The sequence below is a fragment of the Paenibacillus pedocola genome, from assembly GCF_031599675.1.
GTDB classification, from domain to species: Bacteria; Bacillota; Bacilli; order Paenibacillales; family Paenibacillaceae; genus Paenibacillus_AQ; species Paenibacillus_AQ pedocola.
The window spans coordinates 2,425,685-2,438,354 of the sequence record NZ_CP134223.1 but is presented as its reverse complement, the minus strand read 5'-3'; the positions used below and the strand labels follow the sequence as shown (position 1 = coordinate 2,438,354).

Genomic DNA, 12,670 nt, shown 5'->3' with positions numbered 1-12,670 from the left:
TACCCTCCAATCTCATACTTCTCTTATTGTTCAGTGGCGTCAGTAATGACAATTTCTCCTTCATCAAAGAACACTTTCATTTTCATATTCTCACTGACAAAGCGAACAGGAAGCAGGGTTACGTTGTTCCGGATAACGGCCGGAGCATCCAGCATAGTAGCAACCCCATTTACATAAGCTTCTTTTTTATCGATAATCAGTTCAATCTTCGTGTCATCTTTTGTGAGTGTTACCCGTCTTTCCTTAGGATTCCAATCTACCTTGGCTCCCAGTGCTTCTGCAATGAAGCGGATAGGTACCATCGTACGGCCTTCCTGCTTAAACGGAGCTACCTCCAGGGTGTAATTCTTTTCGTCCACGCTGGCCTTCACTGAATTCAGCTTCAGTCCAATCGTTTTGAACCCGAGCGGAGCATCATTCACATAATTGGATGCCGGATCACCGAACTTCACCGGATTAGTCATAACGGTGCCGAAGCTAGTTTCAACTTCTACCACATAGTACTCACCGTTCTTGATAGAGCCGTTATTGCCGGCATACAGGTCGAAATCCACACTCCCTCTAAAGGCTCCTACCGGTGCTTTTACATCGTCCTTGAAGCCTGGGGTCACTACTGTTTTTCCTTGGGCGATTCCGAGCAGCCAACCGCTTCCGGCTCTGTTAGTCCGCCAGATCCCGCCTGCGGGATTACCGTCTTTGTCCGTACCGCGGAGGATGACTGACAATACATCGGTTTTCTGCGCGAAATTAAGCTTCAACTTAAAATGAGCATCAGGACTGCCGTCAGGACCAAACTTTGCGATACCCGTCTGATCAGAAGTCAGGTCCTTCCAGCTGAATTCCCGGATAGCAACAGGCGCATAAGAGGTCACATTCTCTGCATACGGAGTGATGTCGGATTTCACTGTGCCTTTGTTCGTAACGATTTCCAGATAGTAATATTCTCCTGGCTTCATTCCGTTGTTATCCGAAGCATATAGCTCAAACTGTGCTACACCTTTGAAGCTGCCCAGTGTCTTAGTGAACGTGGAATTTATCGTTTTCCCATCCTGGACAACTACAAGTAAATAACTTGTATCAGCGGCTGAATCCTTCCACGTCTTCCAAATACCGCGGTTGACCTCATTTCCTTGCGCGTCCGCACCTTTCATCGTAATTGACTTAATCTCTGTGCCTTCACCGGCATCGATCAGCAGGCTCAGGTGACCGTCACGTATACCGTCCGGCGAATCTGCCGAATCCAGTGAAATCCGGTCGTATTCTTTGTCAAGATATTCAAATTTCTTGACTTGGATATCCGATGAAGCAGCCGTTACTGCCGCAAATGCACCTCCTCCGGCGGCAAAGGACATTAAAAGTGCAGAACATACACAAGCGGAAAGTATTTTTTTAGCAAACATGAGTTTAGCCCCTTTAAATTTAGTATTATAGTATTTTGCCTTGATCCTAAGTGAATTTGCCCAACCTCATTCTGCCGAAAGCACAATATGGGCTACCGTCAGTTTCGGAATACTGAGTGTGAAGGTGTTGCCGTCGATGTGGGATACCCCTTCTCTTTCGGTAATCTGCGGACTGTTCTCATCGAATGCCCACACTTTTGCCGATTTGTAAGAGACGGTTCCACCGATGTTAAATGAAGCATTCATTTCATAATCAAAGTTCTTGTTGATCACAATCATGTGCAGCTTACCGTCACTGTTTTTGAAAACGGAGCTGTAGATGGAGCTGTTCTCAATGTCATTGGTGTCGGCCTCCACACTTGTATCCCCGAACTTCGAGTTACTGCCGTCATAGTTGTTATAAATTTTGAAGCCTGAGGACAGATAAGGAATTTGGGACAGTCTGGATGTACCCGCCATATTCCAGTAATTAGCCATATATAATCCCTGCTTGCCGAATATACCGAGCACATCTGCCTGTGCAATTCCTCCGGACACATGATGGCTGCCGCCGAAATCGTACTCGGTGATCGCCATTTTGGTCCCCGGATTATAGGTGTTAATTGAATTTCTCATCGTTGGGATCAACGGAAGAAACTCACTGAACCAGTCTCCGATCCATGTATCTTCCAGATAACTCGGATCCCACAGCGATCGCGGCGCTTGAACACGCACCTTATGCGTCTCCAGCGAGTGTTTCTCAAGCGCTGTGCTCGTAATCCGGGTTCCGCCGCCCATTTCCTCTGAATACCAGTGAATATCCAGCACATCCAGCAGCCGTTTATTTTCTTTTCTCGATTCTCTCGCCATATTGTCCAGATAATAATCCAGATACCATCTGTAATTTCCTTTGATCTCATTCCATTCCGGCTTGTTATCCACCATATAGGCGTCACTGAACCCGTACGAGACCGGACCGAACATTTCAGCGGATGGATCTACATTTTTAACCGCTTTGGCGAGTTCTACGGACTTGTTGAGCACCTCTGCACCCTTCGCCATTTCTGGATGCATGTATTCATGCGTGTGATTCCAAAGTCCCGGTTCATTATCCATGGAATACCCTTTGATACCGGTGGCAGAAGACGCCGGACCAAACTTATGGACCAGAAGATTGACCAGTTCATCGTTATACACCACATTGTCATTCAAATCCGGGGTAAGACTGAACGGGGCACCTTTGGCCGCCTTAACGTCCACCCACCGGCTGGAAGGAGCCATCTCTGCCTGGGTCACTTTGGTCCCCTTGTCTTTGGCAGCATAACCCGCCATGGGCAGTGTCCATAGGGTATAAGCACCTTTCTCCAGGGATTTCTGGTGGAAGCCTACTGCTGCACTTCCAGGGATTTCCCACTTGGCGCTTTCCGAGACCGGAATTCCGCCGTAATACCACGGAACAAAGGAATCACTGACAAAACCTCCGTCACTGCCTGAGTTCGAAGCATTGTTCTCCCAATTGTAAGCTGAGAACCGGTTGCCGCCGGCTCTTCTTGCAGTCAGATTCTCGGTACCTGTCAAATCCTCATTCGAACCGTAAATATAAGGACTGATGGGGGTTCTTTCCGCAGCCGGATCAATGTGGAACTGGACTTCGAAGGGTCCTTCAGGGCTGCGGAGTGTATTGACCTGAATCTTCTCACTCCAGGGCCCCAGTGTACTGCCGTCTTTGGCTCTAACCCGGTACGTATGAAGCGAAGCCGGCGTTAACCCGCTGTGTGTGTAGAACAGGTTAGTCCCTACTGGTGTAACTGCACCGTCAACTTCAATGTCATAGCCGGTAACCGACTCCTGCATGGCTTTCCAGCTGATCGTAATTGAACTTCCGGTCTTCTCTGCCCTGATGCCTATAGGCTGCGGCAGCTGCTGCTCTCCGGTTGTCTTGACTGTGAACCGCGAGCTCCATAAGCTGGAGCTGTCTCCCTTAAGAGCCCTGATTTTGAAGGTATGCAATGTCCCGGGCTTCAAAAAATCGTAAGCAAACGTAAGGCCGGGTACGGTCGTTATTACCCCATCCGCATAGATCTCATAGCCCGCCGCTCCCGGAACAGCTTCCCAGGTTAAGGTAATTGACGTGTCTGTGGCTGCGGTTTCTACCGGGTCCGGAAATGGCGGGATATCCAGAAGCTCCGGTTCGGCTCCCCATACCCGCACACCTTGCAGATAGACTACCGTTTTTAGGCTTTCGGTTTCCGCCGAAGTGTTCAGGAACGAGTAATCATTCATTTGATTGAACGCCGACCAGTCGCTCTTATTCATCCAGCCGCTGAACAAAAGCTCTTCCGCCGGCTTTATCATACCTGCCTGCTCTGTGAAGCCGATCTCCAGGTAATGAGTAGCCTGCCCGGAGGGAACCGGCATTTTGACAAACCGGGTGATGACGTCGGCGGCCGCGAGCGTTCTCCATTTCACCAGGCTGTAGAACCCAAGGTTAAAAGATTTTTCTTCCTCATTCGTGAAGTCGGCCGTATAGTAGTAACGGATTTTTAAATCCTTCAGACTGACCTCTGTTTTGCCGTTATTCTTGACTTTGAATTTGGGTGTAATCGAGGATGTGCTCTGCTTTGTTCCCGTTTCAGTCAGGACTTTAAAAGGCTGTACCCCGCTTTCAGCCGGAGGCACCTTTACGCTGACCGCAATACTCCACGGACCGGCATCTGAGCCCTTTTTGGCCCTGACCCTGTAGGTATGACTGGTATTCGGCTTTAATCCGATATGAACACAAGAGGTGCCCGTCACCTTCAGAATTCCTGCCCCGTCCACCTCAACCTCATAACTGTCTGCCTCTGCAACCTTATCCCAGGTTACTGTTACTGTATCAACAACCAGTGAGGCCTTCACATTAGTCGGTGCCGGAAGTATAGGGCCATTGACGGGGCTAACCGAAAACTGTGCCGCTGCTGAATTGACCGTGTAGGTTTTTGAACGATCCGGGTTATATACAGCCACCTCTACATGGTAGGTTCCCGGTAAAGCATCCTCCGGTGCTCTCCACTTCACCGGCAATACTACCCGTTGGTTAGCCTGAAACATCTTTTTGAACTCTTGCTGATGAACGGGCTCCCCGCTGGAATGAAGAATCTTCACTTCGGCAATCGCCTCTGTATACACATTTGCTGTTACAGTGGCCTCAACCGCCACTTGCTCACCCGTTTTGATGCTGCCGGGAACAGCCGTTGCTGATGCCGAGAAGCTGATTTGCGGTATTCCCTGAGTGATGGTTATCTTGGCTGCACCCGGGTACCACTTGCTGTTCCCGCCTTTCCAGCCAGCTCCAAAAATTCCGAAACTGACCATATACTCTCCTGCCGGAAGATTTGCCGGCACATTCCAGACCAGTGGTACAGTCTTCTCTACGCCCGCTTCCAGCTTAATATTGTCTACGAACACCTTGCCGACATTCTGTAGTGCTGCATCAAAAAACTCAACATCCAGCAGCACTTCGGTATGCTCTGATGAAGTTACGCTTACGTTCACGGTTGCTTTGGTTCCCGCTTCTATTGTTGGGGAGACTGGAGCTGCCGAGGCTTTGAAGCTGGCGGCAGCCAAGGCATTCCCCGTGAATGCCTCTACGAAGGAAAAACTGTTTGACAACAGAAGAACAACCAAAAACATAACGGCTACGTTTCTGTTGTGATTTGATAAAGATTTTTTCATGCGTCTTTCTCATCTCCAATTATTCTCATCTAAATAATACGTTTTTGTACCAAGCAAAGGCGCGCGCAGCCACCTTAATCTGTCTGTGCATAAATCACCTTTGATTTCTTCTCCCTGCGTATCTACACTTCCAGATACCTTTTGAGCAGATCTACAAGATCCATCTCATCCGCTGCCAGCCACTGCTTATCTTCGGCGTACAGCGTCTTCTGCACTTTGATGATCCCGCTCCGTTTGGCCAGACGGTTCATCTGATTCTGCATGAACTTGGAATTGCAGAGGACGATGACTTGTTCGCAATAAGGAAGGAACCACCGCTGAAGCTCCTCCCATATTTCAGTGACTTCGTGCAGAAAAGCAATGGGCTGCCCCTTGGTCATCATTTTGCTGTTATCGATCAGCAGCTTGACTTGACCGGGAGTAAGCTGACGGCAGGCCGCTTTTAAATCCAGACAGATTCGTTTGACTTCCTCCGGATGCAGGGCTCCTGTCACCTTCCATGCCAGCAGATTGTCCTCGATCAGCAGGCTGTAGCTAAACCGGTCTTCGAGCGGTCTTGCCATCTCCTGTTTGAAAAATGCAGAATGGACAGAGAACCGTTCATCGTCAAAAAAATAGCTAATATCCACATCCAGCGTATTGCATAGAATTTCGATATTTTTAAGCGACACATTGCGTTCCCCGCGCTCCACGCTGCCAATATAGGTCCGGTCCAGCCCGGACCTGGAAGCCAGCATATCCTGTGACATGCTCGACCGGAGCCTTAATTCTTTCAGGCGGATTCCAAAATCCTGTAATATATTCATTCACCAGCACCCTTTGACTCACTTATTTATATTCACATGTTAATCCAGATGGGGGCATGGAGTCGACGGACTATAAGTATCATTGTAAAAAAACTAACAAATTGTATATCTGCTTACCGGTTGTTAACAATGACCTGAATGCCATGTTTGGGACGCAGCGTCATCAGGGCCTCCATTTCAATCGGAGGATGCGCAGGAGCCAGCCTCAGCCGGTAACGCTGGCCGATCATACACAGGGCAATTACCATTTCCATCATCGCAAAATGATTTCCGATACATCCACGCGGCCCTCCCCCGAACGGAATATAAGCAAACTGCGGAATCTTTTTCAGGAAATCATTCTCGAACCGCTCTGGAATAAAGGATAACGGGTCTGGAAAATACTCGGGATTCTGGTGCATGGCATAGGGGCTGAACAGTATGGATTGTCCTTTCTTCACCGTAATGTGGCCAATCTCCACATCCGCTGTGGCCGAGCGTCCGGTAAAAAAGGATGGTGAACGCAGCCGCATGGCCTCTCTTAGCACATTCTGGGTATACGTCAGTTGCATATAAGTAGCATCTGTAGGATCATTCCCGCCTAGCACCCGGTCCCACTCCTCGTACAACTTGTCTTCTACCTCCTTGTGCTGCAGGATATAGGAGAATGTCCAGGACAGTACATTGGCCGAAGTCTCATGGCCTGCAATGAACATGATCATCAGCTCGTCGCGCAGCTCCTGGTCCGTCATGCCGGCTCCGTTTTCATCCTTCGCAGACATCAATACGGAGAGCAGATCCCCTGCGCCTTGCTCAGGATTTTCCCTTCGCTGCTGAAGAATGGTGAACACGGCCTGGTCCAATTCATGCAATGCTTTTTTGTAAGCCCGGTTATTGGCCGTTGAGATGAACAGGGGCACCGGAAATAAGGAACGCATACGTTCCGAACACATCCGATTAATCAGCTCATACGGCACCCGGATGGAATCGGTATATCCGCCCCCTTCGAGGCTGAACAATGTTTTGGCAATAACCGCAAATGTAATGTTAGAGACATCCTCTGTCAGAATCCGCCGTTCTCCCGGCATCCAGCTGTCCAGCTCTTTTCGAACCGTCTGCACCATTTGCTCTGCATAGGTCTGAATATGGCCTCTCGTAAAATGAGGCTGAATCAGCTTTCGGACCCGTTTGTGCTTGGCTCCTGTACTGGTAGCAACACCGTCCCCGACAAACAGGCGTGCTTCTTTAAACGCTTTAAGTTTAATAAAATGCTCATGCTTCGTCAGCAGAACCTCCTTTAAAAGGTTCGGATCATAGATAACATACATTTTCTGGGGACCAAACCGTATTTGTGCCACACCACCGTAGTCCTTTTGCAGCTCCGTTAGAAATCCCGTAGGATCCTGCCGGTATTCCATCAAATTCCCGCTCAGCCAGGAACCCTTAGGTCCCTGCGGGGCATACATAGTTTCTGTTGTAGCCTTCATACTCGGGTATCTCTCCGTTCCAGCTTGCGATTTCGGCGTTTAAGCTGCCGTTTACAATCCATAGCTTATAGTGATGAAGGAAGATTGGGGAGGATGAACTTTTTTCACCCCCCTGCATATGTCCAAGGGTGAAAAAAAATCACCCTATCAGCCCGGGTGATTGTTTTGTATACTATTGCTAACCTGTAGGCAGAGTGATGGAGGGAATTCAATGGAGCGTATACGCGTTATGTTAGTGGAGGATGATCCGTTCTGGAAGCAGAATATAAGCACGGATTTGGCAGAGGAGCCCGATATAGAGGTTGTGGCAGTCGCCAGCACCAAAGAGGAGGCAGTTCAAGCGGCGTTTCGGCATCCGCTGGATATCATTTTGATGGACATTAATTTAACCGGCAACAATCTGGATGGCTTGGAAGCTATGAAGGAAATCCTGTCAAATCTGCATGACCAAGGCATCAAAGTAATCATGCTTACCTCGCTGACCGAAAAAGAAATTATCATGAAATCCTTCCAATTTGGAGCGCTCAATTACATTACCAAGCTTAGTTATAAAGATATTGTCCGTGCGATTAGGGAAGCACATGATGACCGGTCAACCATTCATGCGGACGCCGCCCGCGTCATGCGCAGTGAAATTCAGCTGATGGAGCTGTCGCCCATGGAGCGGGAGGTCTTCGAACTGAGACAAGAAGGGCTGAGCAAACAGCAAATCTCCGACAAGCTGCATAAATCAACCAACACGATCAAATCCCAGCTGAAGAGCATCAAGAATAAACTTACTTATTTTAAAAGCGATTGATGGATCTGATCACAGGTGTGGAAGGGGTGTAAATACTCAGCTCAGAAGGTACAACAAAACGCTGTATTGGAAAATGCAGCATGACCGTTGTTCCTCTCTCCGATTCTGCACTTGCAATGGTAAGCTTACCTCCATGCTTCCTCATGACCGACATACAATAGGATAGTCCGAGACCGTGATTATAGGGGTTTTTCTTCGTGGTATAAAATGGTTCAAAGATCTTGCCCAGTTGATCCTTTGGAATGCCGCATCCGGTATCCGTCACTTCAATGATGAAATAACGCTTGGCTCTCACTGTCCGCAGGGTAAGCAAGCCGCCCTCAGTATCCATGGCATCCACTGCATTCTGAACCAGGTTTGACAATGTCTCCTTGAGATGCATCGTATCACAGATTAATTCCCCGTCTTCTTCCTGCGTGACTGCTACCCGGATTGAACGGCTCTCCAGAAGCGGCTGCATAGGCTGCAGAACCGCGCTAATGATCTCTTTGATGCCCACTTGAGTTTCACTGAGTACAATATCGTCGGCTTTGTCCTTGATTCTCCCGACCATATCCAGCAGATGAGCCGTAACTGAATGAATTTGTTCCATGGACTGAAGAGATTTGTCGGACTGGCCCGAATGAATATAGCCCGTGGTCTTCTCGGTTAAGTAATTGATTTTTTGAATTTCGTTCTTGATGGAATGATTCAGGATCGAGACCCCCATCGTAAGCGCACGCATCGATACATCCATCTTTTCCCGTTCAATTCTGAGCTTGATGCCCATGAAGCCGTTCTTCACCAGATAAAAAATAATAACCGCCACAAGGCCCAATACCACAATAACATTGTATTTCCATGCCCCGTTGCTCTCCAGTTCAAAGCTCCACTCCCTCATGGTCAAGGAACGAAAGCCTACGAAATCGGTTACGAACGCAAATAGAGTGCCGAGCGTAAATATAACCCCTACTCTTTTCTTATTCTTCTTCCTATAGAATTCTTTCTCCCGTTTGAAGGCAATCCCGTAGAGTACAAAACTTAACAGGAAATAAAACCCTGCCCACATCCGAAAATGGCTGATTTCGAAGCTGGCCCATGGCTCATTCTGCAAATGATGGACCCCGACAAGAACAGCAGGTATGAATAACAGGACGGAGATCAGTGCCCTATTCTTAGCGGAGCGTACCGCACCCAGCCATAACGCCCCCATACAAGCTGTAAAAGGAAATAGATAAAAGTATACCGTCATTGCCACAACACTAAGCTCATAGAGAAAAGAACTGAATGCAGGCGATAACCACCCGCGGGGTAAAACGAATGGAATGATCGTAAGATGAATGGAGAATGCAAAACTGGCCATCCCTCCAGTCAACAGCGTCAGGCTAATCCAGAGGTTGGCTTTACGATTAAATACAAGCAACACCACACCCATTGTCCACATCGACAGAAACATAAGAATGTAAAATAAATTCAAGGCCAACCCTCCGCCCTATCAGCTTCATAATCCTTAGCATTAAAGTGACTCCATATTACCACAACTCTTAAAATTGGTATATTTTATGTTCCCTTCTATTTTGCCAGAGGGAGGAACTTTTTACCATACCTGACGTCTAATCTAATGATAACAGGAACCATATATTTACTTATATAACAAAACTACATAAATGATAGCGAGGGTACTAGTATGAGAAAAAAAAGAACTTGGCTCGTTATTCTTGGCATTATCCTGGGTCTGAATGCTTCGGTGACTCCTTCTGCCGCCGGAACCGCAGGTAGCGCTCCCACTATTTCAACCTATGGGCCGGATTATCTGGTCAAAGCAGACGGAAGCTTATGGGTATGGGGCGAAAATCGTTCCGTGCCGACGCAGGTTCCGGGTGCCGAACATGTTAAAGATTACTTCAGCCTATGGGACAGCGCGCTGTTTACCACCAAGGACGATGATGCCGTTTGGAAGTGGCAGACTAACCCGAAGACACTTGGTATTGAAACCGTGCAGTTGCAGGAATTGCAAAAGTTAGTAAGACTTTTTAATTTGGGGGACCGGTATCTTGCAGTCAGTGAGGATGGAACCGTATCAACTGCAGTGATGTCTCTGGATGGGTTAACGATGACCCCCTTTACCCCTGTTTCCGGTATCGGCCAGGTAGCCGCAGTCTCCGGTTATAGTGAGGACAACAAAGATGGGGACTGGAGACGGTTTCTTTTCCTGAAGAGCGACAGAACGGTATGGACATCAACAGATGATTTCGCTACGTTTACACCCGTCAAGAATCTGAATGATGTCACTCAGCTTGAAGGAAACTATGCACTACAAAAGGACGGTTCTGTCTGGACATGGCCCGTTCAGTCCATTTATGAGCCCTCGACGCAAGGTAATCCGGATAACGTAACCCCTTCTCCTCTCCAGGGAATGACCAATATCATGAGGCTCAGTTATAACGGGCAGTCTTTGCTGGCTATAGACGGACAATCCCGTTTATGGTTCTGGGGTTCTACCATTACAGGTTCTTCAGATGGCACCACCTATCATCATCAGGCAGCACCTGTTCTCTTCACTGGCATCCAGAACGTAATCGACGCCTGCATTGTAGAACGGTCCATTGTGGCTATAACCGCGGAAGACAAAGTCTATACCGCATCTATTGAAAATGATCATATGTCTGCGCAAGCAAATTTCAGCCTTTTGGCGTCCGAAATGAAGTCTATTAAGGGCGGCGGCCGCCATGTCATTATGCAAAAGAACGATGGCTCCCTTTGGGGCTGGGGTGTTAACAAGAATGCTCAGCTCGGATATGCAAGTTATGAATTCAGATATAACGAACCCGTTCCGATGCAGAAGCCAATATCCGTAACCTTGAACGGTGAGAATATCAGCCTGACGAATGGCGTGATCACCCGAAATGGTCAGAACTTTATCCCTCTACGCTCCCTATTCGACAAAATGGGGGCCACCGTATCCTATAAAGAAGATGTCCAGAGTGCACCTTCCTCTATACCAGGAGTTAACAGTTATACAGTAGACAAAAATGTCCTGATCACCCGTCCTGCCGGGGATCAACCTGCTCTGTCCATCGCCATCAATACAGTGACCAAATCAACGAAAGTGAACGGTAAAAGTGTCACGCTGCCAACAGCGCCTTTTATCGTGAACGGTACTATGTATCTCCCGCTGCGTTTTATCAGTGAGCAGCTGGGGGCAGTGGTTGAATGGCTGCCGAATGAAGAGAAGATTTCCATAACAATGAAATAAGCATAAAAAAGCCCGTTCTCCTTCCCATTAGGAGAACGGGCTTTGCTTATAACCTTTCGTTTCAGACAGGGATGTCCAGACCGAACCGGGAAGCTGCTGCCTTTATCTTCAGCTGCAGGCGGCATCTAAGCCCGGTCAGCCAATCCGGCTCATGCTCCCATTGTTCGGCTGTAGACCTCAGGATCCGGGCATACCTGTACAAATCCGCAAATCGCCGGCAAGCCTCCTGCGAAGGGCCTTCTTCCGGCAGATCATAACGGCTGGCGTAACCCTCCTGAAAGCGCTCCTTCATAGGGCCCTGTTCCTCTGTTGCAACGGCTTCCAGCAGGCTGTCCAGGGCTTGCTCAATATCCAAGGCATACCAGTGGTACATGGAATCGTCGAAATCAATGACGTTAATCGTATCCTGGGTCTGATCATAGAAGACATTGTCCAGCTCAAAATCATAATGAATCAGTCCGTAATTGCCCGAAGTGGCAAGCACCCCCGCAAAGTAATCCGCAAGCCGCTCTGTCTCCGCCCTTGCTGCACTTTGTTCCGGGAATGGCTCCAGAACCCGGCGAATCCACTCCAGCACTTCATTGTGTGACCATCTTTTGCTCTGCACAGGGCTGAACTCACTGGATAGCCGGTGAAGCTCCCCCAAGGCCTGACCGTAGCGGAATACAGTCTGGTCATCCAGAGAGATTGTGTCCATACTCACCCCGGTTACACGTTTAAAGACCGTGGCATAATAAGCCCCCCAAGGCGTCTGCGCTTCTACAAGCTCCGACCCTTCCCGTGAAGGTACGGCCTCCAGCACCCCATAGCCACGCTCACGCAGGTACGAGATAAACTCCAGCTCCGCCAGCAGGTTACTTCTAAGCTTCTCTGTCTGAGGCGCGAATCGGAGCAGCTGATTCTTCCCGCCGTTCTCGAACGGATATATCGCATTGGAGGAAATCCGGTAATACTGAAACAAATGCAGCGACTCCCGGTCATACGCCCAGTTCCGCAGCACCATCTCCGCCAACTCTTCATTATTGAACAAATATTTCAATTTCAGCACGCGCTGCGCCAGCTCCTTTATATCTTCAAGTTATTTTCACCTTCACTGCAGTTGTTGTTTGATTAGCCCGGCGTTTCATGCCGATTACTCCCTTCCGGTTATACACTGTTTTCAGGTTATCACTCTGCATCCTGCGGAGCCATGTACAGAATCGTTATAACCATTTTCTCCGTGCCGTATTTCTGAATAATGGATATTGGAAAAAAGCAAAAAAGGCGTCCTG

Annotated in this window: 8 protein-coding genes; 2 read left to right on the top strand and 6 right to left on the bottom strand. The window is 48.5% G+C overall.

The features are described from left to right. Nucleotides 1-23: 23 nt before the first annotated feature. The 4 genes from QU597_RS10360 to QU597_RS10345 all read right to left on the bottom strand — a co-directional run bounded on the left by QU597_RS10360 (nucleotide 24) and on the right by QU597_RS10345 (nucleotide 7,365). Nucleotides 24-1,400 carry a copper amine oxidase N-terminal domain-containing protein gene (locus tag QU597_RS10360; RefSeq protein WP_310832565.1) on the bottom strand — a complete coding sequence of 459 codons (1,377 nt, stop codon included), beginning with the start codon at nucleotides 1,398-1,400 and terminating at the stop codon, nucleotides 24-26. Between the two features lie 66 nt (nucleotides 1,401-1,466). After that, nucleotides 1,467-5,030 carry a glycoside hydrolase family 44 protein gene (locus tag QU597_RS10355; protein ID WP_310832564.1) on the bottom strand — a complete coding sequence of 1,188 codons (3,564 nt, stop codon included), beginning with the start codon at nucleotides 5,028-5,030 and terminating at the stop codon, nucleotides 1,467-1,469. A 185-nt stretch (nucleotides 5,031-5,215) separates the two neighbouring features. Next, nucleotides 5,216-5,899 (bottom strand): helix-turn-helix domain-containing protein, encoded by a 684-nt coding sequence (locus QU597_RS10350; RefSeq protein ID WP_310832563.1) that lies wholly within the window; start codon nucleotides 5,897-5,899, stop codon nucleotides 5,216-5,218. A gap of 113 nt (nucleotides 5,900-6,012) precedes the next feature. Next, on the bottom strand, nucleotides 6,013-7,365 hold the full coding sequence (locus QU597_RS10345) for a cytochrome P450 (RefSeq protein WP_310832562.1): 1,353 nt from the start codon (nucleotides 7,363-7,365) through the stop codon (nucleotides 6,013-6,015). A 211-nt stretch (nucleotides 7,366-7,576) separates the two neighbouring features. On the opposite strand from QU597_RS10345, the gene QU597_RS10340 reads away from it, so the two are divergent. Further along, on the top strand, nucleotides 7,577-8,164 hold the full coding sequence (locus QU597_RS10340) for a response regulator transcription factor (RefSeq protein WP_310832561.1): 588 nt from the start codon (nucleotides 7,577-7,579) through the stop codon (nucleotides 8,162-8,164). Here the strand turns inward: QU597_RS10340 and QU597_RS10335 are convergent. Further along, entirely contained in the window at nucleotides 8,151-9,620 is a 1,470-nt protein-coding gene (locus QU597_RS10335) for a sensor histidine kinase (protein ID WP_310832560.1), read from the bottom strand. The two genes, QU597_RS10340 and QU597_RS10335, sit on opposite strands and share 14 nt — an antisense overlap. Before the next feature lie 210 nt (nucleotides 9,621-9,830). Between QU597_RS10335 and QU597_RS10330 the strand changes: the two genes are divergently transcribed. Continuing rightward, nucleotides 9,831-11,399, top strand: coding sequence for a stalk domain-containing protein (locus QU597_RS10330; RefSeq protein ID WP_310832559.1), 1,569 nt, complete (start codon nucleotides 9,831-9,833; stop codon nucleotides 11,397-11,399). 61 nt (nucleotides 11,400-11,460) lie between these two features. Here the strand turns inward: QU597_RS10330 and QU597_RS10325 are convergent, their stop codons facing one another. Continuing rightward, on the bottom strand, nucleotides 11,461-12,447 hold the full coding sequence (locus QU597_RS10325) for a phosphotransferase enzyme family protein (protein ID WP_310832558.1): 987 nt from the start codon (nucleotides 12,445-12,447) through the stop codon (nucleotides 11,461-11,463). Nucleotides 12,448-12,670 lie beyond the last annotated feature (223 nt).